Genomic DNA, 18589 nt, shown 5'->3' with positions numbered 1-18589 from the left:
ATTGTCTCGCGGTCGTTATCGATTAATTAAAAAAGAACTGAATACCCAATTACCGGGCGCGTGTCGATCCAGCCGGCGCCATTATGTCCGGTGAATTAATCAACCTGCATCGATTATTGGGTGAAAACAGAATTGACTGAAAATGGGAACGCGTAAAGAGCAAAAACCGCACGCGGCCGGACATAATGCCGCATTGCGACAGCGGCGCGCAGGCGCCTTCTGGATGGCTCGACAGTCATACTTTCCTCGCGAAGTTGCCTAACGCCTTGAAAATGACATTTGCGGATGGCCAATCTTTTTTGCATGAATGAACATGCTTTTCTTAAATTGCAGCGTTTAATAAATATGGCATTTCGGCGCAGCTGTCAATATTATTTGCAGTTGAGGCGAATCTATTCTCGAAAAAGGCAGCATCTGGCTGATGCCAAATGTAATGTGCATATGCAATAAGATTTGGCGAAACGTCGGGAATAACATCTAAGCCTTCTTCCGAAGCCTTGCGGAGTCCGCCATGCGCATCATCCTGTTCAGCAGCCGCCAGTACGACCGCGACACGTTCACCGAAGCCAACGCCATGCACGGCTATGAGTTGCATTTCCAGGATTCGCGTCTCGACGAGGAAACCGCGGTCCTCGCGCGTGGGTACGAGGTGGTCTGCCCGTTCGTCAACGACCGCGTCGACGCGGCCGTGCTTGCCCGGCTTCACGAAGGCGGCACGCGCATGATCGCGCTGCGCTCGGCAGGCTTCAATCACGTCGATCTCGCCGCGGCGGCCGCGCTCGGCATGCCGGTCGCACGAGTGCCGGCTTACTCGCCGCACGCGGTCGCCGAACATGCGGTTGGCCTGGTCCTCGCGCTGAACCGGCGTTTGCCGCGCGCTGTCGCACGCACCCGCGAAGGCGACTTTTCGCTGCATGGGCTGCTCGGCTTCGATCTGCACGGCAAGACGGTGGGCGTGATCGGCACCGGCATGATCGGCCGCGTGTTCGGCCGCATCATGGCGGGCTTCGGCATGCAGGTGCTCGCGCACGATCCCGGCACACCGGCCGACGACCTGCTGGCGCTCGGCGCGCGCTACGTGCCGCTCGATACGCTACTGGCCGAGTCGGACGTGGTGAGCCTGCACTGTCCGCTGGTGCCGTCCACTTATCACCTGATCGGCGGCCCCGCGCTCGCGAAAATGAAGCGCGGCGCGATGCTTATCAATACCGGTCGCGGCGGTCTGGTCGAAAGCCAGGCGCTGGTCGGCGCACTGAAAGACGGCCAGCTCGGCCATCTCGGGCTCGATGTGTACGAGGAAGAAGGCGGCCTGTTTTTCGAAGACCACTCGCACGCGCCGCTGCAAGACGACGTGCTGGCGCGGCTTCTGATGTTCCCGAACGTGATAGTCACCGCGCACCAGGCGTTCTTCACGCGCGAGGCGATGAACGAGATTGCCCAGACCACGCTCGGCAACGTGGCCGCGTGGCGGGCGGGTGCGCCGCGCAACGAGGTGAGCGCACGGAGTTAGGCGGCGCCTTTGCCGGGCTTGCCGCCCGCGCTGCCCGCGGCGCCCGGCTGGGGCACCGCCGGCAACGTGACCGGGCGGATCGCCGTGCGCGCATCGTCGGCGGCACCGCACATTTCATGCAGCAACGCGGCTTCGCGTTCGTGAACCTCCACCGGAAACCAGCGCGCGCCCGCCCCCGCCAGATAGCGCGCGCGATGCTGTCCGTTGCGAAACGCCACCACCCCTTCGCGCTCCAGTCCGAGCCAGCCCAGCAGACCGGACGCGCGACGCGTCGAGATGGTCACGTAGGGCATCGGCGGAATCCGCGGGTTCTCCGGATCGAGAAACTCGCGGATGCCGCGCACCTTGCCCGAATGCCATTCGGCGACCGGCTTGAGCACGTAGTCCGTATTGTCGCGATCCGCGCAGACGAGCAGCTTGCGCGCGTCGACGAGCACCACCTGATGACGCGTGCCGTCGGTGACGAACACCCGTTTCAGGCACACGTGGTCGTACCAGGGATGATCGGGCAGCGGCACGGTCCAGACGGTTTCGGGAACGGGAACGGCATCGGCCAATGGGTTCGTGTGCAATGGACCGGACGAAAAGGGCGGAATAACGGGCAAAGTCGGGCTCGAAAAACGGAACAGGCTGGGCAGGCTTGAAAGGCTTGGAAAGCCAGCAAAAAGCCGGCAAAGCTGGCAGGCGACGCCAGCGCACGAATAGACCGCCCACGCTACGAGGCGATTGTGAAACCTGGATGACACGTGTGTGTATTAACCGCCATGCATCGACGGACCGGTGTGCGCGAGCGCACGTTTTGCAGCCGGTCATGCACGGTATCACCCGGTGCCGCTGCCCGGCAGGCCCATTTCGACCTGGGTAGAATTCCCCACTGCCTTGACCTCGCAAGGTGCCTGCATGCTCATCCCGACCATGCGCACCTCCCGCGCCGACGCTTCCTCGCTCACCATGCCCCTACCCCTGCTCGCTCTTGCCGTAGCCGCGTTCGGCATCGGCACCACCGAATTCGTGATCATGGGTTTGCTGCCCGATGTCGCGCGCGACCTGTCGGTCTCCATTCCCGCAGCGGGCATGCTGGTCTCGGCGTATGCGCTCGGGGTCACGATCGGTGCGCCGATCGTCGCGATCGCCGTCGCCAATCTGCCGCGCAAGAAGGCGTTGCTGAGCCTGATCGGCGTGTTCATCGTCGGCAACGTGCTGTGCGCGACGGCGCCGGGTTATGCCGTGCTGATGGCCGCGCGCATCGTCACGGCGTTCTGTCATGGCGCGTTCTTCGGCATCGGCTCGGTAGTGGCCGCCGGACTGGTCGCGCCGAATCGCCGCGCGCAAGCGATTGCGCTGATGTTCACCGGCCTGACGCTCGCCAACGTGCTCGGCGTACCGCTCGGCACCGCGCTGGGCCAGGCGGTCGGCTGGCGCGCGACTTTCTGGGCGGTGACCGTGATCGGCGTGCTCGCGGCCATCGCGCTCGCCGTGTGTCTGCCGGCCAAAATCGAGATGCAGAAAGCGAGTCTGCTGCGCGAGTTCGGCGTGCTGAAAAACCCGCAGGTGCTGATGGTGCTCGCCATTAGCGTGCTGGCCTCGGCGAGCCTGTTCTCCACCTTCACCTACATCACGCCGATTCTCGAGGACGTGACCGGTCTGACGCCGCATGCCGTCACGCTCGTGCTGCTGCTGTTCGGGCTCGGCCTGACGGTCGGCAGCACGCTCGGCGGCAAGCTCGCCGACTGGCGGCTGATGCCGTCTCTGGTGACGTTTCTGTTCGCCATCGTGATGATCCTGACGATCTTCGCCGGCACCATGCACGCGCGCATTCCGGCAATGATCACGATCTTCGTGTGGGGCGTGCTCGCCTTCGCCATCGTGCCGCCGCTGCAGATCCTGATCGTCGATCGAGCGAGTCGGGCGCCGAATCTCGCCTCGACGCTGAACCAGGGGGCGTTCAATCTCGGCAATGCGACCGGCGCGTGGCTCGGCGGCCTGTCGATCGGCGCGGGTGCGCCGCTTACGCGCCTGCCTTGGGTGGGCGTCGCGATCGCGATCGGCGCACTGTTGCTGACGCTGTGGTCGGTGCTGATCGAGCGGCGCACGCAACGCATGGCCGTGTCCGGCTGAGCTTCTGCACGCTCTCTAATTTGGGAAATTTCGCACACCAATGCGGCGATTGAATGAGGCAAACTTATCGATAGGTAATCCTATGTTCATCTAAAAAATTCCTATAAGTCATGAGAGACGTCCTAGTTACGCAATCCGAATCGAGCGTTGCTGCATCGCTCATCACGGGTGGTGACCGCACCGGCCTCGCGGCAACCACTGCGCATTTTCCTGTCGATCCTGTCGATCCTGTCGGTCCTGTCGGTCCTGTCGGTCCTGTCGATCCGTCCAGCACCGCTTCCGGTTCAGAACCCCTTCTAGCCGTCACCAGCCTGCTGCGCGCCGCGCTCATGGAATGCGCGCCGCCCGCCGCCACCCGCAGAATCTTCGCGCATCCCTGCTTCGCGCTTGCCTGCGTCGACGCCTATGAAGACCTCACGGCGTTCGTCGTCAAAGACCCCGCGCAACAAGGCTCGTGGAACGTCACGCTCACCGGCTCGACGTCCTACAAGGCCATCCTCCACTACCGGCTGGCCAGCGCTTTGATCTCCATGGCGAATGCAGACCCGCACGGCGCGGACGGCTTCGAGTCGTATGCGTTGCTCGTGTCGAATCGCGGCAAGCTGCTCTCGGGCGCGGAAATCCATCCGCGCTGCACGATCGGCAAGCGCTTCGTGCTCGATCACGGCTGGGGCACGGTGATCGGCGAGACCAGCGTGCTGGGTGACGACTGCTATCTGCTCGGCGGCGTCACGTTGGGCGCGGCAGGCATGGCGGGCAATCCATCGGTGCGGCGTCATCCCACGCTCGGCAATCGCGTGCAGGTCGGCGCCTTCGCGCGCGTGTTCGGCAACATCCTGATCGGCGACGACGTGTTCATCGGCACGCACTGCTGCGTCACCCAGACCATTCCGGCCAATTCCGTCGTCACGCTGCGATCCGAAAACCAGGTCGTTCGCGCCGCCACGGCCGGCTGCCGCGCTTAAGGCGCTCTGCTCAACGCGAGGTTCTTTCAACCATGCTGTCCATTTCCCGTTGTACCGAGCGGCTTTATTACTCGGACGCTTTTTTGTACCAAACCAGCTCCACCGTGACGAAAGTCGGCAGCGATTACGTCGAGCTGGCCGCAACCGTCGCCTACCCCGAAGGCGGCGGCCAGGAAGCGGACGTCGGCACACTCGAGCTTGTGAGCGGCGAATCGATCCGATTTATCCACGCGCGCAAGATGTACGGCAAGCGAGCGACTATCCCAGGCTTTCCGGACATTCAACTCGACGGGGTGATCGAACATGTCGTTCATCCCGACGACGTGCCTTTGCTCGCCGGGTTGAAAACCGGCGACGAAGTTCAGATCAGTATCGACGTGCTCCGTCGCGCGCAACTGTCGTTGAGTCACACCGCATCGCATCTGCTTTATCTCGGGGTCGCGCAAGTTCGCCCCGACGCTATCGACTGGACGCTCGGCTGTCATATCCGGCCCGACGGCGCGCGCTTCGATTTCGGCGTCGAGCAGCGCTTCTCGCTGGACGAGGTGCGGGCCGTCGAGCAGATAGCGAACGAGTTCGTCGCACGAGGCAACGCGGTGCTCACGTATGCACATCCCGAGCATATCGACGCGCGCTACTGGGAGTGCGAGGCTCACACCATGCCTTGCGGGGGCACCCATATCGGCAATACCGCGCCCATCGGCCGTATCGCCGTGCGCCGTAAAAGCATGGGCGCCGGCAAGGAACGGCTGTCGTGTCAGTTCGAGCAGGCGGCTTTCGACATTGCGCCTTTTCATACCGGGCATGCAGGGCCGCAGCCTGGTCATTCAGGCGGAGGGACATCGTGACCGGCGCGCCGCTTTCTCCGCTCAACGCGTCGTTGGAGTCCGGCAAATTACCCGGTGCGACTTACCTGCTCTCGCTGTGCCAGGCCATCAACCTGACCGCGGCCGTGGTGTCCGTCACGATCGCCGCATTGGTGGGCGGCAAGCTGGCCCCGAGCCAGGCGTGGGCCACGGTTCCCTACGGCGTGCAGTTCGCGGCGGTCGCCATTGCCACGTATCCGGCGGCCAGCTTCATGCGTCGTCGCGGCCGCAAGCCGGGCTTCCTGATCGGCGCACTCTGTCTGATGGCGGCGGGCTGCATCGGCTACGACGCGATCGCGCGCGCCAGCTTCACGCAATTGATCGTCGCGCACGCGCTGCTCGGCGTATATGTCGCATTCGCCAACTTCTATCGCTTCGCTGCCGTCGACGGCCTCGCGCCGGATCTGCGCGCGAAGGGCCTGTCGTTCGTGGTGGGAGGCGGCGTCGTCGCGGCTATCACGGGCCCGCTCATGTCGATGGGACTCAAGGACGTCGCGGGCTTTGCAGCATTTTCCTTGTGCTATGCATCGTTCGTGCTGCTCGGGCTGGCGACGATCGGACTGATGGGGCTCTGGAAGCCGGCTGGGGTAAGTACGGCGACTGCTTCCGGTTTCTCCAGCTTGAAGGCTGCCGCTTCGTCAGGCGTAGACGGCGTGGCCACGCGACAGGCCCCTGTGACCGTCGCCGTCATCGCGTCCGCGCTGAGCTATCTCATCATGAACATGCTGATGGTTCAGGCGTCGTTGCTGATGGAATCGATGTGCGTATCGTTCGACAGCAGTTCGATGGCGATTCAGGGGCATGTCGTCGCGATGTTCGCGCCGTCGTTCGTGACCGGCGCGATTCTGGTCCGCGCGGGTCATCGCAACACGCTGATGGCCGGTTATGTGCTGCTGGCCGCATCGGCGGCGTTGGGCGCATGGGGCACCGGCTTCGAAACGGTCGTCGTCGGCCTGATCCTGCTCGGGGTCGGCTGGAACTTCGGTTATGTCGGCGGCGGTGCACTGCTCGCCAGCACGTTGACCGACGCCGACCGCCATCGTCTGCAAGGCATCAACGACTGCATCATCGCGATCTGCGCGACCATCGGCGCGTTCGCCCCGGCCATACTGCAAGCCGCGATCGGCTGGCGCAACACCAATCTCGCCTGTCTGGCGCTGTGCGTCGTCGCGGCGGGCATGACGTGGGCAGGTCTGCGCGAAAACCGCAAACCGGTTCGGGAGGCGTTGGGATCATGACGCCCGCTTTAATGGATAGACATGACGCCTCGCCCGCGTTCGAGATTCAGGGCGACACGATTACGCCACTCCGCGAAGTACAACCCGGCATGCTGCTCAAGTTCGAAGGCGACAACGCGGGCGGCAGTCACAAAGTCCGGGCTGCGCGCTTTATCGTGAGAAGCGGGCTCGACAGCGGCGAGATCGTGCCGGGACACACCACCGTCATCGAAAAAACGGGCGGCAACTTTGGCTTCGGCCTGGCGATTGCGTGCCGGGCGCACGATGTCCCCGTCGAACTCGCGGTGGGTTTGAGCTTCAGTCCCGTCAAACGCCGCTGCCTCGAATTGTTCGGCGCGCGGCTGATCGGCCTCGAGATGCTGGAACGCGGCGCGTCGCCGCGCGAGGTCGTGGAATGGCATCTGCAAAACCAGCAGGAATTGCAGCGCAGCTATTTCTACACCGACCAGTTTCGCAATGCCGCGAGCGTCGCCGCGCATGAACTGGAGACCGGTCCGGAAATCGTCGCACAACTCCAGGCCTGGCCGCGCGTCAAGAAACTGACATTCGTTGCGTGCGCGGGCACCGGCGCGAGCCTGGTTGGAATCGCGAAGGCATTGAAGTCGGCGGGTTATACGGTGGAAGTCGTGCTGGTCGAGCCGCAAGGCTGCGACTCGCGCCGCGGCGTCTTCACTGAACACAAGCTGGAAGGTATGGCGGTTGGCGTTGCGCCACCGTTTCTGGACTGGAGTCTGATCGACGACGTCAGAACGGTCGACTACGAAGCCGTGCTGGATACGCGCAAAGCGTTGGCGCGCAGCACGGGTTATCTGGTGGGCAATACGACGGCCGCGTGTCTGGCGGTCGCAAACACGCTCGCACCGGGCGCGGCCGAGGACGCGAAAGTGCTCGCCATCCTGTATGACCATGGTCTCTGGTATGCGCGCTAAACCCGCACAGCAGAATGACAATGCAAAAAAGGCCGGCAAAACCGCGCCGGCCTTTCTACTGCGTCAACAAGCTTTAACGGCGGGCCGGCAGAATCTCGCCCACGCAGGTGCCGAAGCCCACACGGTAGCCGTCGCCCTGGCACCATCCGGCGAGCGTCAGTTCGTCGCCATCTTCAATGAAGCTGCGCGTGCCGCCTTCCTGCAGTTCCAGCGGCTTCTTGCCGTTCCAGGTGATTTCGAGCAGGCTGCCGAACGAATCTTCTGTCGGACCGCTGATCGTACCCGAGCCCATCAGGTCGCCCACGCGCGTATTGCAGCCCGACACCGTGTGGTGAGCGAGTTGCTGCGCCATCGTCCAGTACATGTACTTGAAGTTGGTCAGCGCGATCGTGCTCGTCTTCGAAGCCGCTTGCGGACGCAGTCGCACTTCCAGCGAGATGTCGAACGAATGCGCGCCTTCGTGCCGCAAGTACGGCAGCGGCTGCGGATCCTGCGCCGGTTGCGCGACGCGGAACGGTTCCAGTGCGTCGAGCGTCACGATCCACGGCGAGATCGTGGTCGCAAAAGTCTTCGCGTTGAACGGACCGAGCGGCACGTATTCCCATTGCTGGATATCGCGCGCGCTCCAGTCGTTCAGCAGCACCATGCCGAAGATATGTGCTTCGGCATCCGCGCACGCGATCGGCTCGCCCAGTTCGTTGCCGCGGCCGATCACGAAGCCCGTTTCGAGTTCGATATCCAGCTTGCGGCACGCGCCGAATACCGGGCGCTCCTGGTCCGGCAACTTCAACTGTCCGTTGGGACGGCGCACCGGCGTGCCGCTCACGACCACCGACGAGGCCCGTCCGTTATAACCGACCGGCAACTCGGACCAGTTCGGCAGCAGCGCATTCTTCGGATCGCGGAACATCGAGCCGACATTGGTCGCGTGTTCCTTCGACGAGTAGAAATCGGTGTAGCCCGGAATCTGCAGCGGCAGATGCAATTGCGCGCCGGCCTGCTTGACGAGCGCTTTCGAGCGCAGCGCGGCGTCGTCGCGCAAAGTTGCGGTATCGCGGGCCAGCAGATTGCTGAGTTGCACGCGCACGCTGCGCCATGCATCGCGGCCCAGCGCGATGTAATCGTTTAGCGTGTCGCGCGAGAAGACATCGGTGGGAGCGGAAGCAGATGCCGAAGCCTTCAACAATCCCGCCGCCTGCAGAACGGCCAGGTCGACGATCTCATCGCCGATCGCCACGCCGACGCGACGCGCCGCGTTGCTCGCGTCGCTGAAAATGCCGAACGGCAGGTTCTGGATCGAAAAATCGTTGGTCGAATCGTTGGCCGATTCGACCCAGCTCTTGCGCGACGGATCGAGCGTCGCCTGAAGATCGCTCAATGCGCTCATCGTTGCTCCGGGTTGAAGTGTTTGGTGAGACCTTGCCAGCACTCGTAGTAATGCGCCTGCAATTGCGCGGTTTCGAGCGCGAAGCGGGTCGGCTTGATCAGCGTACGGGTTTCGAACATGAAAGCCATCGTGTCGCCGACTTTCTTCGGCGTCGAGGTATCGCCGTTCGAGGCTTTTTCAAAGGTATCCGCGTCGGGGCCGTGGCCCGACATGCAGTTATGCAGACTCGCGCCGCCCGGCACGAAGCCTTCGGCCTTCGCATCGTAGACGCCATGCACGAGTCCCATGAACTCGCTCGCCACGTTGCGGTGAAACCAGGGCGGGCGGAACGTGTCTTCGGCGGCGAGCCAGCGCGGCGGGAAAATCACGAAGTCGATCGTATCGACGCCCGGCGTGTCGCTCTGCGATTGCAGCACGAGGAAGATCGACGGATCCGGATGATCGAAGCTGATCGAACCGATGGTGTTGAAGCGGCGCAGATCGTACTTGTACGGTGCGTAGTTGCCGTGCCAGGCGACCACGTCGAGTGGCGAATGGCCGATGTCGGCGCGCCACAGGTTGCCGTTCATCTTCGCGACGAGTTCGAAGTCGCCTTCACGGTCTTCATACGCGGCCTGCGGCGTGAGGAAATCGCGCGGATTGGCAAGACCGTTCGAGCCAATCGGACCCAGGTCCGGCAAGCGCAACAGCGCGCCGAAGTTTTCGCAGATGTAGCCGCGCGCCTGGCCGTCCGGCAGGCTCACGGCAAAGCGCACGCCGCGCGGGATCACCGCGATCTCGAACGGCGCGACGTCGAGCACGCCCAGTTCGGTGGCGATGTGCAGGCGGCCTTCCTGCGGCACGATCAGCAGTTCGCCGTCGGCGCTGTAGAAGAAGCGGTCCTTCATCGAACTGTTGGCCGCGTACAGATGGATCGCGCAACCGTTCATCGACTCCGCCGAGCCGTTGCCGGCCATCGTGGTCCAGCCGTCGACGAAATCGGTCGGCTCGGCGGGCATCGGCAATGCGTCCCAGCGCAACTGGTTCGGCGGCGTCGGCGGGACTTCCGCGAAGTTGGCGACCAGGCGCTCCGAAGGCAGCAACTCGAACGGCATATGCACGGCGGCCGGGCGAATGCGGTATAGCCACGAGCGACGGTTGTGGCCGCGCGGCGCGGTGAACGCCGTGCCCGACAGTTGTTCCGCATACAGGCCATAGGCCACGCGTTGCGGCGAGTTGCGACCTTCCGGCAACGCGCCCGGCAATGCCTCGGTGGCGAATTCGTTGCCAAAGCCGGATTGATAGCCCGGCTCGATCTCGAGCCGTGAACGCTCGAGGTTCGGTGTTCTGGTGAGGGCAACCATATAAAGGTCTCCTTGGATGATCGATCGGTGTTCCAGCCGCGGGTTTGAGCCGCCGGTTCGAGTCGCGGCTTCTAACCAGATGTCCGGACGGCGTCAGACGGTTTGCGTCGTCGCCGGGCCTCGCTGACGCGTCGTGCCGGCGAGCAGTATCACCAGCAGCGCGGAACACAGCACCGGCAACGCGGCTGCATGAAACAGCGACTCGTTCGACCAGTTCAGCGCAATCAGCTGGCCGCCGACCAGCGGCCCGATCACCGAGCCGATGCGGCCGATGCCGAGGCTCCAGCCAATCCCGGTCGAGCGCAGCGTGGTCGGATAAACATGTCCGGCGAGCGCGTTGACTGCCGGCTGTCCGCCGACCACGCAGAAGCCGCCGGCGAATACGGCGATCAGCAGCCACGGCAACGCATGCGCGACCGTGCCGATGGTGCCGACCGCCACCGCCGCAGCGGCGAAACAGACGAACAGCACGCGTACGAAGCCAAACCGTTCGATGAACCACCCGAGCAGCAGCGTGCCGATCACGCCGCCGGTCTGCAGCGTCGTGCCGACGATCACCGCGGTGCCCGGCGAGTAACCCGCGTCGCGCATCACGGTGGGCAGCCAGTTCGACAGGAAATACAGATCGATCAGGTTCATGAAGCTGATGGCCCACAGAATTAGCGTGAACGGACCGCGACCGGCGCGGAACAGTTCAGCGACCGGCGCGCCTCCATTGCCCTTTTCTCGCACGACGAGGCGCGTGGCCGCATCGATCGGCAATGCCGGATTGAATTTGCGCAGCCAGTTCAGCGCGCGGTCGGTACGGCCTTTGAGCACGAGAAACTGCAGCGACTCCGGCAGCAGCGCGAGCATCGCCAGGCCCAGCAGCAGCGGCACCGTGCCGCCGACCCAGAACACCGCGCGCCAGCCGTAAGCCGGAATCAGCGCGGCGCTGACGAAGCCGCCGATCGCCGCGCCAAGCGTATAGCCGCACGACACCAGCATCATGCGCTTGACGCGATGCGCGGGCGTCGCGAATTCGCCGACCAGCGCCATCGCGTTCGGCATGATGCAGCCGAGCCCGAGGCCCGTGACGAAGCGCAGCCCGATCAACGTAGGAATCGTCGTGACGAACGGCGTCACGAGCATCGACAACGCAAAGAAAAACGTCGCGCCAATCAGCACCGGGCGCCGGCCGATCCGGTCGGCCAGCACCGACAGGCCCAGCGCGCCGAGCAACATGCCGAACAGACTGGCGCTGAACACCGGGCCGAGCGCGGCCTTCGACACATGCCACTCGCCGATCACGCTCGGCGCGACATAGCCCATGGCCTGAGCGTCGAAACCATCGATGACCAGACACAACCCGCATAGCGCGAGCAATAACAACTGGAATGCCGGGTGATGCGTTTCGCCGAGCACGCGCTCGACTTCGATCACATTGGCGCTGGCGCTGGCGGCGGCCGGTTTGGCTGTCACGGGGGTCTCCTCGGTCTCGACGGCTTGTCTGGTGAAGCGGGTGTATTGGTATCGGCAGGTATGCGGCCCACAAGATTTACGCATTGTAAAATCAATTTCGAATAGTGAAACTAACGTAAACCCGAAGCGAAGCAGTGTGACAGCCCGAAGAGCCCGGCGGACAAACGTTCGGCCGATAACGTTATGAGCATTTTGTCCAAGCCCGCGCATCGCGGACTGCTACCATCCCTGGATGCGGCCATTGCGCCGCGTTGTCCAGCGCCTGACGCGCGTTCTTCGAATCCATCCGCCTACATGATTCCGCCGACCATTCCCAATCTGATTGCCCGTGCCGCCGATCATCCGTTTCTCGGCGAACATCTGGCCATGGGAACCGGCGCGCATCGCGACGTGGCGCTCGCGCGATTCGGCGATATCGAACTGGCCAGTGCGTATGAACCCATCTTCGATATCAGCGTGCATGCACTCGCGCAATCGCTGACTTCGGGCGCCGAGGGCGTGGATCGCTTCGGCGACGAACTCGGCTTTCAGGCGGTGACGCAGCGGCCGGATGCGACGCCGTTCGACGTGGCCGATCCGTTCGAGCGTATCGCCGACGACCGCGAACTGGTCGCGCTCGACCGCATGTCCCGCGCGCTGCATGCGATCAACTTCTTCGGCGCTCAACGGCATGGCTTGCTGTTCCTGCGCGTGCACGAGCGTTTGCTCAAGAGCGTCAAATACGACCACGGAAAGCATTTCTCGACCGTGCTCGTGTCGTTCGGGCTGAACCCGGCGCGGGTGGTGATCGAGTTGCCGGCCGCGGCCGTCGCCCATAAAACCTTTCTCGGCTATCTGACCACGAGCTATCAGCGCTACGGCTTCAAGGTGGCGGGCAATCTGTCGAACGCGGGGCAGATCCTGTCGGTGTCGGAAACCGCGCGGCTCGATTTCATCAAGATGGATGCGGGCATTGCGTTGCGCGATGCGATGGTGAAGCCGCTAGTCGGCTATGCGAGCCGGTTGCGGATTCCGCTGATTTTCAATGGCGTGGCGGATGAGTCGCAGTTCGTCGCGCTTCAGCAATACGACGTGCGTTTTGTGCAGGGGCCTTTGTTCACGGCTCATTATCATGAGCGGCCGGCTTGAGGTTTGAGGCTTGAGGTTTGAGACTTGAGGTTTAAGGTTTAAGTCCGAAGCGCAAGGTCAGCCGGCATCTCCAAGGCGCCGCGCCAGTGCCTTCAACCGGGGCGCGACGCTGTCGCGGAACACGGCCTCGCCCATCGACGAAGCCGGCCCGCTGCAACTAAGTACCAGCCAGCGCCCTTCGCGCGGCTCGCGAAACGGCACGGCGACCGCGTTCACATCGTCGTGCCACGCGCGAAACGAATAGCAACAGCGCTCCGTCGCGAAGGCGGCGATCTCTTTTTCCGCTTCGGCCACCTGCAACGCTGCGTGCTTGCCCGCCGCTTTACGCAACTCGGCCAGCAAGGCCTTGCGTGCGTCCTCGGGCTGAACGGCCAGATAGGCGCGGCCCATCGAACTCGTCAGCATCGACAGTTTCGAACCCGACGCGAGCCCGAGCGTCAACGCGGTCTCGCTGCGGATCGTTTCCAGATAAATCATGTCCAGCCCGTCGCGGCAACCGAGCGACACCGCCGCGCCGACCTCGCGCGCAAACGTGCGCAGATGCGGGCGCGCCAGTTCGAGCGTGTCGGTGCCGGACAGCAGCGCGAAACCCAGCGACAGTACGCCCGCGTCGAGCGCATATTTGCCGAGCGATTCGTCGAGCCGCAGGTAACCCAGCACGGTCAGCGTATAGGCGAGACGATTGACGGTCGCCTTCGGCAAACCCGTGCGTTCGACGAAATCGCGGTTGCCGAGCAAGGTCTCGCCCGGCTTGAATGCCCGCAGCAAGTCGAGGCCGCGCGCCAGCGCGACGACGAATTTGCGCTCGTCGAGCGGCTCGGAGGGAGTGGAAGCAGTCGGCATGGGGTGATACACTCGGGCGTGATTTGCAAAACATTGTTTCGCATAGCGGAACTCACGTCAAGCGCAGTCGCACTTAATTCAAGCAAGGAATCAGGAGATCAGTCATGGCCGAGGCCGCGCAGTTTCATTGGGAAGACCCGTTGCTGCTGGATCAGCAGCTGACCGAAGACGAACGCATGGTGCGCGACGCCGCCGCGGCCTACTCGCAGGACAAGCTGCAACCGCGCGTGCTCGAAGCGTTCCGTCATGAAAAAACCGACATCGAAATTTTTCGCGAGATGGGTGAGCTCGGTCTGCTCGGCCCGACGATTCCCGAGCAGTACGGCGGCCCGGGTCTGAACTACGTCGCCTATGGTCTGATCGCGCGGGAAGTGGAGCGCGTCGATTCGGGTTACCGGTCGATGATGTCGGTGCAGTCGTCGCTGGTCATGGTGCCGATCAACGAATTCGGTTCGGAAGCGCAAAAGCAGAAGTATCTGCCCAAGCTGGCCACCGGCGAATGGATCGGCTGTTTCGGTCTGACCGAGCCGAACCACGGTTCGGATCCGGGCAGCATGGTGACGCGGGCGAAGAAAGTCGACGGCGGCTATTCGCTGTCGGGCTCGAAAATGTGGATTACCAATTCGCCGATCGCCGACGTGTTCGTCGTTTGGGCAAAGCTCGAGGAAGACGGCCGCGACTCGATTCGCGGCTTCATTCTGGAGAAGGGCTGGAAGGGTCTGTCCGCGCCCACCATTCATAGCAAGGTGGGTCTGCGTGCGTCGATCACCGGCGAGATCGTGCTGGACGAAGTGTTCGTGCCGGAAGAGAACCGCTTCCCCGACGTCAGCGGCCTGCGCGGTCCGTTCACCTGCCTGAACTCGGCGCGCTATGGCATTGCGTGGGGCGCGCTGGGCGCGGCTGAAGCATGCTGGCATACGGCCCGTCAGTACGTACTGGATCGCAAACAGTTCGGCCGGCCGCTCGCCGCGAATCAGTTGATCCAGAAAAAACTGGCCGATATGCAGACCGAAATCACGCTCGGCTTGCAAGGCGTGCTGCGCCTCGGTCGCATGAAAGACGAAGGCACGGCCGCCGTCGAAATCACGTCGATCATGAAGCGCAATTCATGCGGCAAGGCGCTCGATATCGCGCGACTCGCGCGGGACATGCTGGGCGGCAACGGTATTTCGGACGAGTTCGGTATTGCCCGGCATCTGGTGAACCTGGAAGTCGTGAACACGTACGAAGGCACGCACGATATTCACGCGCTGATTCTCGGGCGCGCGCAGACGGGGATTCAGGCGTTTTTCTGACGCGAAGTCCGCTTAAATTGAAAAAGGCCGGTTCGAATCGAACCGGCCTTTTTTTGGAGCGGCGATCGGCACGTGCGTGACGTCCGTTGCCCGCTTACTTGTTCGGCTGCGGCGTCAGACGCAGATACGGGCGCAACGCCTTATAACCCTTCGGGAATTTCTGCCTGATCACTTCCTCGTCCTTCAGCGACGGCACGATCACCACGTCGTCGCCCTGCTTCCAGTTGCCGGGCGTGGCGACCGAGTGACTGTCCGTGAGTTGCAGCGAGTCGATCACTCGCAGCACTTCGTCGAAGTTACGACCGGTGCTGGCCGGGTACGTGATGATCAGCCGCACCTTCTTTTTCGGATCGATCACGAACAGCGAACGCACGGTGAGCGTTTCGTTCGCGTTCGGGTGAATCATGTCGTATAGCTCGGCTACCTTGCGGTCGCCGTCGGCGAGAATCGGGAAACCGACGTTGGCGGCTTGAGTCTCGTTGATGTCCTTGATCCACTCTTTGTGCGACTCGGCGCTGTCGACCGACAGAGCGATGGTTTTGACATTACGTTGCGCAAATTCGTCGGCGAGTTTGGCAGTCAGACCGAGTTCGGTCGTGCAGACCGGCGTGAAGTCCGCCGGATGCGAGAACAGCACGCCCCAGCTATCGCCTAGCCATTCATGGAATTTGATCCGACCGACACTCGACTCCTGCTCGAAATCGGGTGCGATATCGCCAAGACGTAAACTCATGATGCATCCTCCTTAGGGTTCGAAACTTTCTGCGCGGGCAGTCTCCTCGCAGCGCCTGCAACGATAAAGCATACGGCAACGGCATGGCGTGACGAACGAACATCGCGTCACTACTTTATGCGTTTTTGTAATTTTCACCGATTTAGTGGAAACTTTGCGGGACAGATCAACTCCATCTCAGGCAAAGATTTCCTGCTTCGAGTTGCGGGCGATCGCGCTTGCAAGGCTTCTCTCTTTGCCGGGAACGGTTCGTGCGTCTGCTTGAATCCACCGGACCCCACGCTCGCCAGCAACCTTTAGTTTGGTTAGGATTCACGTGGCGTGAGACGAAGGGGAGCTGTCAATGTCGGAAATCAACAAGGAGAGATTGATGTCGGATATCAAAACCGTCCTCGCGGACGCAGAAGATCTGCTGAAACAGGCCGCGAGCGCCACTGGCGAGCGTGCTTCGGAACTGCGTGAAACGGCGCTCACGCGTCTGAAACAGGCGAAGGAAAAAGCCGCCGACGTGCAGGTCGTCGTGGTCGAAAAAGGCAAGAAAGCCGCCCGTGCGACGGACGATTACGTGCATGAGCATCCGTGGGCATCTATCGGCATTGCTGCCGGCGCAGGCGTGCTGCTTGGCCTGTTGATCAACCGCAAGTAAGCGGTAACGCCGGACATCGCCGGACCTCGCGGCTCGGCAGTCCGGTGACTCGAGCCGACCGGCGCATCTCCGGCGGGTCTGCTCATCTTGGCGCGCCCGTCCGCGCGCGCCGGTTCGGCCCTCACGCGCAACGCCCACAGTTATGACGATCGACAAACAACCGCCGCGCGGAGAACACAGCCCGCTGCGCCGCATCATCGGCTCCGTGTTTGCGATATTGCAGACGCGGCTTGAACTGGTGGGCATCGAGCTCGCCGAAGAGAAAGATCGGCTGATCGGCGTACTGTTTCTCGGCCTCGCCGCGATGATGCTCGCCACGATGGCCCTGATCTCGCTAACCGTACTCATCGCGATCGCCTTCTGGGACACGTACCGGTGGCAGGCGCTCGCCGGCATTACGGCTGTCTACGCGATTGCGGGCATAGCCTGCGCGCTGAAAGCGCGCAGCGGCCTGCGCAACGCACCGATGGTGTTCGAAGCCACCATTGCCGAGTTCGAGAAGGACCGCGATACGTTTCGCAAGCCTTGATCGAACCGCTCCACACTTTCACCGCTGCCTACCCGCCATGAGCTCCAGCCAATCCGATACCGCGTTTCGCAACAAACGTCGCCAGGCCAAAGATCTGAGCGCCCCGCACCTGCGCGCACTGCGCAAGGAATTGCTGCTAGTGCGCGCGGACGTCGAGCGCATGGAGCTTGCTCAGGCGACCACCGACCTGCGCGAGGCCGTGACCCACTTCAGCTGGCTCAAGATGATCGTGCCCGGTATGGGCGGCATGCGCGTAGGAGGCAGTGGGCCGAAGGGCGGCAACAATGTGTTCAATGCAGGCACCATCGGTACGCTGCTCAAGCAATACCCGCTGATCAGTTCGATCGCCTCGATGCTTCTCGCCAAACCGCTGCGCGCAAGCGTCGCTGCCGGTGCAAAACCTGCTCTCAAATGGGGCGGCCTCGGGCTTGTCGGATGGGAAGCGTATCGGATCTGGCAACAGATGAAAAACGAGCGCGCTTCGAATGGTGAAGGTTGAGTCCATGGATTGCGTTTAGCGAGGCATCGGTGTTTGCTTCCGCTCGTTGAGTCTTGCTTTCCGGCTTCATTGAGCCTCACTTCGTGTTCCAGCAATCGGCGCGCACGGGTGCCGTATCCGCCGCATTTGCATTACCTCCCCCACTTCTATTCGTACGTTGCCCCGTCGCGTCCAGCGTGAATACGCCGCATGGGTCATCGCGCATCGGACCTGAATCGCTCGGCGTTGCCTCTATTGCGTAGCCGCCGTTCGAGTCGTCCCCGGCCAGCACTCGCAGACGGTAGACCGGTGTGCCGGACTGCGGCGCCTGGTCGAAACCCGGCGGCAATGCCGGCATAGCGTCGCCGGTCGCACCTTCCACGAATTGGGCCGCCCGATACAGCGCTGACGATGCGTCGATACGGTAGCTTCTCGCGATATGACTCCGGTACGACGGCACGGCAAAAACCGCGAGTGTGGCGGCGATGGCCAGCACGATTATTAACTCCAGCAGCGTGAATGCGCGGATGCGAAGACTGGACATTGCATCTCCTCAGAACGGCCGTGCGGCCACACGCCGCCAATGGCGCTCGACTTTGCCGCCCTGAACGACCAGTTGCATCTGCAACCAGACTTGCGACTCCTGCGTGCGCCCCATGCCGCGCGCGGTAAGCAGATAGGCGCGGACATCGGCCCGGCTGGCCGGCCTCCACGCTTCGATCAGGCACTGCGGCGCGCGCCGCGAGCCTGGCCATTGCGTGACGAATGTGGTCGCGCCCGCCTCGAATGCCGCTTCGAGCTTCCACTGCTGAGGCTCGCCTGCAGCAATCGGCAACGTTCCGCTCGACTCTTCCGATGCGATGACTCGGCGCGCGCACGAAGTCAACGCCGAATCCGCCGCCTGAAACGCTTGCAGATAGTCGCGCACATTGGCCGCTGCGCGCGCAGCCGCTATCGTGGTTTCGAACCAGGCCGCAGTCGTTGCCAACAGCATCGCGGAAATCAGCAGGACGATCGGCAGCACGGCGCCCTTGCTGCGCTTGCCTGTTTTTTTGGCACCGCCGCCGCTGCGTTTTGCGTGGTCGGGCCACGGACGCGATGGCCTGAACCTGCCCTCTGC

Annotated in this window: 19 protein-coding genes; 11 read left to right on the top strand and 8 right to left on the bottom strand. The window is 62.9% G+C overall.

All coding sequences use genetic code 11. From position 1 onward, the window contains the following. Positions 1-511 precede the first annotated feature (511 nt). Positions 512-1510 carry a 2-hydroxyacid dehydrogenase gene (locus FQ746_RS15160; protein WP_144110175.1) on the top strand — a complete coding sequence of 333 codons (999 nt, stop codon included), beginning with the start codon at positions 512-514 and terminating at the stop codon, positions 1508-1510. Here FQ746_RS15160 and FQ746_RS15155 read toward each other — a convergent pair. Further along, positions 1507-2067 carry a plasmid fertility inhibition factor family protein gene (locus FQ746_RS15155; RefSeq protein ID WP_409932400.1) on the bottom strand — a complete coding sequence of 187 codons (561 nt, stop codon included), beginning with the start codon at positions 2065-2067 and terminating at the stop codon, positions 1507-1509. The genes FQ746_RS15160 and FQ746_RS15155 overlap by 4 nt on opposite strands. A gap of 394 nt (positions 2068-2461) precedes the next feature. Between FQ746_RS15155 and FQ746_RS15150 the strand changes: the two genes are divergently transcribed. The 5 genes from FQ746_RS15150 to FQ746_RS15130 all read left to right on the top strand — a co-directional run bounded on the left by FQ746_RS15150 (position 2462) and on the right by FQ746_RS15130 (position 7626). Beyond that, positions 2462-3628 (top strand): MFS transporter, encoded by a 1167-nt coding sequence (locus FQ746_RS15150; protein WP_144110216.1) that lies wholly within the window; start codon positions 2462-2464, stop codon positions 3626-3628. A 110-nt stretch (positions 3629-3738) separates the two neighbouring features. Next, positions 3739-4593 carry a serine O-acetyltransferase gene (locus FQ746_RS15145; protein WP_260854063.1) on the top strand — a complete coding sequence of 285 codons (855 nt, stop codon included), beginning with the start codon at positions 3739-3741 and terminating at the stop codon, positions 4591-4593. Positions 4594-4676: 83 nt separating this feature from the next. Further along, positions 4677-5441: an alanyl-tRNA editing protein gene (locus tag FQ746_RS15140; protein WP_186310741.1), complete on the top strand. Its 765-nt coding sequence runs from the start codon at positions 4677-4679 to the stop codon at positions 5439-5441. Further along, positions 5438-6697 (top strand): MFS transporter, encoded by a 1260-nt coding sequence (locus tag FQ746_RS15135; RefSeq protein WP_260854062.1) that lies wholly within the window; start codon positions 5438-5440, stop codon positions 6695-6697. The genes FQ746_RS15140 and FQ746_RS15135 overlap by 4 nt, the downstream gene beginning before the upstream one ends. Further along, a complete protein-coding gene (locus FQ746_RS15130; protein ID WP_260854061.1) occupies positions 6694-7626 on the top strand; it encodes a PLP-dependent cysteine synthase family protein in 933 nt (310 codons plus the stop codon). The genes FQ746_RS15135 and FQ746_RS15130 overlap by 4 nt, the downstream gene beginning before the upstream one ends. Positions 7627-7699: 73 nt before the next feature. Here FQ746_RS15130 and fahA read toward each other — a convergent pair whose 3' ends face one another. From fahA to FQ746_RS15115, 3 genes are all read right to left on the bottom strand, one after another. Further along, positions 7700-9013 carry a fumarylacetoacetase gene (fahA, locus tag FQ746_RS15125; protein WP_144110174.1) on the bottom strand — a complete coding sequence of 438 codons (1314 nt, stop codon included), beginning with the start codon at positions 9011-9013 and terminating at the stop codon, positions 7700-7702. Then, entirely contained in the window at positions 9010-10356 is a 1347-nt protein-coding gene (hmgA, locus tag FQ746_RS15120) for a homogentisate 1,2-dioxygenase (RefSeq protein ID WP_144110173.1), read from the bottom strand. Before hmgA ends, fahA begins: the two co-directional genes overlap by 4 nt. Before the next feature lie 93 nt (positions 10357-10449). After that, positions 10450-11817, bottom strand: coding sequence for an MFS transporter (locus FQ746_RS15115; protein WP_144110172.1), 1368 nt, complete (start codon positions 11815-11817; stop codon positions 10450-10452). Between the two features lie 294 nt (positions 11818-12111). Between FQ746_RS15115 and FQ746_RS15110 the strand changes: the two genes are divergently transcribed. Continuing rightward, on the top strand, positions 12112-12945 hold the full coding sequence (locus tag FQ746_RS15110; protein WP_144110212.1) for an EAL domain-containing protein: 834 nt from the start codon (positions 12112-12114) through the stop codon (positions 12943-12945). 57 nt (positions 12946-13002) lie between these two features. Here the strand turns inward: FQ746_RS15110 and FQ746_RS15105 are convergent, their stop codons facing one another. Beyond that, positions 13003-13788: an IclR family transcriptional regulator gene (locus FQ746_RS15105; RefSeq protein WP_144110171.1), complete on the bottom strand. Its 786-nt coding sequence runs from the start codon at positions 13786-13788 to the stop codon at positions 13003-13005. A 104-nt stretch (positions 13789-13892) separates the two neighbouring features. On the opposite strand from FQ746_RS15105, the gene FQ746_RS15100 reads away from it, so the two are divergent. After that, positions 13893-15083, top strand: coding sequence for an acyl-CoA dehydrogenase (locus FQ746_RS15100; RefSeq protein ID WP_144110170.1), 1191 nt, complete (start codon positions 13893-13895; stop codon positions 15081-15083). 94 nt (positions 15084-15177) lie between these two features. Here FQ746_RS15100 and FQ746_RS15095 read toward each other — a convergent pair whose 3' ends face one another. Then, positions 15178-15816: a peroxiredoxin gene (locus tag FQ746_RS15095; protein ID WP_144110169.1), complete on the bottom strand. Its 639-nt coding sequence runs from the start codon at positions 15814-15816 to the stop codon at positions 15178-15180. A gap of 343 nt (positions 15817-16159) precedes the next feature. Here FQ746_RS15095 and FQ746_RS15090 point away from each other — a divergent pair, with 343 nt between their 5' ends. The 3 genes from FQ746_RS15090 (at position 16160) to FQ746_RS15080 (ending at position 17490) form a co-directional block, all read left to right on the top strand. Beyond that, positions 16160-16462, top strand: a complete 303-nt coding sequence (locus tag FQ746_RS15090; protein ID WP_007179108.1) for a YqjD family protein — start codon at positions 16160-16162, stop codon at positions 16460-16462. A gap of 142 nt (positions 16463-16604) precedes the next feature. Further along, a complete protein-coding gene (locus FQ746_RS15085) occupies positions 16605-16991 on the top strand; it encodes a phage holin family protein (RefSeq protein ID WP_144110168.1) in 387 nt (128 codons plus the stop codon). 37 nt (positions 16992-17028) lie between these two features. Next, positions 17029-17490, top strand: a complete 462-nt coding sequence (locus tag FQ746_RS15080; RefSeq protein ID WP_144110167.1) for a DUF3318 domain-containing protein — start codon at positions 17029-17031, stop codon at positions 17488-17490. Between the two features lie 76 nt (positions 17491-17566). Here FQ746_RS15080 and FQ746_RS15075 read toward each other — a convergent pair whose 3' ends face one another. Further along, positions 17567-18013, bottom strand: coding sequence for a type IV pilin protein (locus FQ746_RS15075; RefSeq protein WP_144110166.1), 447 nt, complete (start codon positions 18011-18013; stop codon positions 17567-17569). A 9-nt stretch (positions 18014-18022) separates the two neighbouring features. Next, positions 18023-18493, bottom strand: coding sequence for a pilus assembly protein (locus tag FQ746_RS15070; protein ID WP_144110165.1), 471 nt, complete (start codon positions 18491-18493; stop codon positions 18023-18025). Positions 18494-18589: the final 96 nt, after the last annotated feature.

The sequence above is a fragment of the Paraburkholderia sp. BCC1886 genome (assembly GCF_900996245.1).
In the GTDB taxonomy this organism is placed as follows: Bacteria; Pseudomonadota; Gammaproteobacteria; order Burkholderiales; family Burkholderiaceae; genus Paraburkholderia.
Note: the sequence above shows the minus strand (reverse complement) of the source record. Positions and strands in the feature narration are given on the sequence as shown.

Bases quoted from the DNA above. Each gene is read 5' to 3' on its own strand.
- FQ746_RS15130 (WP_260854061.1), top strand. From the start codon at position 6,694: ATGACGCCCGCTTTAATGGATAGACATGACGCCTCGCCCGCGTTCGAG.
- FQ746_RS15145 (WP_260854063.1), top strand. From the start codon at position 3,739: ATGAGAGACGTCCTAGTTACGCAATCCGAATCGAGCGTTGCTGCATCG.
- FQ746_RS15110 (WP_144110212.1), top strand. From the start codon at position 12,112: ATGATTCCGCCGACCATTCCCAATCTGATTGCCCGTGCCGCCGATCAT.
- FQ746_RS15090 (WP_007179108.1), top strand. From the start codon at position 16,160: ATGTCGGAAATCAACAAGGAGAGATTGATGTCGGATATCAAAACCGTC.
- FQ746_RS15085 (WP_144110168.1), top strand. From the start codon at position 16,605: ATGACGATCGACAAACAACCGCCGCGCGGAGAACACAGCCCGCTGCGC.
- FQ746_RS15150 (WP_144110216.1), top strand. From the start codon at position 2,462: ATGCCCCTACCCCTGCTCGCTCTTGCCGTAGCCGCGTTCGGCATCGGC.
- FQ746_RS15075 (WP_144110166.1), bottom strand. From the start codon at position 18,013: ATGTCCAGTCTTCGCATCCGCGCATTCACGCTGCTGGAGTTAATAATC.
- FQ746_RS15095 (WP_144110169.1), bottom strand. From the start codon at position 15,816: ATGAGTTTACGTCTTGGCGATATCGCACCCGATTTCGAGCAGGAGTCG.
- FQ746_RS15100 (WP_144110170.1), top strand. From the start codon at position 13,893: ATGGCCGAGGCCGCGCAGTTTCATTGGGAAGACCCGTTGCTGCTGGAT.
- hmgA (WP_144110173.1), bottom strand. From the start codon at position 10,356: ATGGTTGCCCTCACCAGAACACCGAACCTCGAGCGTTCACGGCTCGAG.
- FQ746_RS15160 (WP_144110175.1), top strand. From the start codon at position 512: ATGCGCATCATCCTGTTCAGCAGCCGCCAGTACGACCGCGACACGTTC.
- FQ746_RS15105 (WP_144110171.1), bottom strand. From the start codon at position 13,788: ATGCCGACTGCTTCCACTCCCTCCGAGCCGCTCGACGAGCGCAAATTC.
- fahA (WP_144110174.1), bottom strand. From the start codon at position 9,013: ATGAGCGCATTGAGCGATCTTCAGGCGACGCTCGATCCGTCGCGCAAG.
- FQ746_RS15080 (WP_144110167.1), top strand. From the start codon at position 17,029: ATGAGCTCCAGCCAATCCGATACCGCGTTTCGCAACAAACGTCGCCAG.